The organism is Thalassolituus sp. UBA6592, assembly GCF_002433655.1.
Classification (GTDB): domain Bacteria; phylum Pseudomonadota; class Gammaproteobacteria; order Pseudomonadales; family Oceanobacteraceae; genus Venatoribacter.
The window spans coordinates 3,827-4,260 of record NZ_DJIO01000195.1; the positions used below are offsets into that span (position 1 = coordinate 3,827).

A 434-nucleotide genomic window follows, 5' to 3' on the forward strand; every position below is an offset into this window, starting at 1 on the left:
TTTTCATTTCCTCGAGCTTGGCCAAATGGCGCAGTTTTAATTCGAGGATGGCTTCAGCCTGTGTATCACTGATACCAAAGCGCTGCATCAGCACAGGTTTAGGTTCGTCTTCGCGACGAATGATTTCAATCACTTCGTCGATGTTAAGGAAGGCAACCAATAAACCTTCGAGAATATGCAGGCGCGCCAGAACTTTATCCAGACGATGCTGCAGACGGCGACGTACGGTTTCAGTACGGTAAGTCAGCCATTCGCTCAGCATGGTCTTCAGGTCTTTAACCTGTGGGCGACCATCCAGACCAATCACGTTCATGTTAACACGGTAGTTGCGTTCCAGATCCGTGGTGGCAAATAAATGCGCCATTACTGCATCAGTATCAACACGGTTGGATTTCGGCACAATCACCAGACGGGTCGGATTTTCATGATCCGAT

Annotated in this window: 1 protein-coding gene; it reads right to left on the reverse strand. The window is 48.6% G+C overall.

What is annotated here, in order from left to right; translation table 11 throughout:
• On the reverse strand, nucleotides 1-434 hold a 434-nt coding region (locus B2Z72_RS19245; RefSeq protein ID WP_297005647.1), incomplete at both ends, for a DNA gyrase subunit A.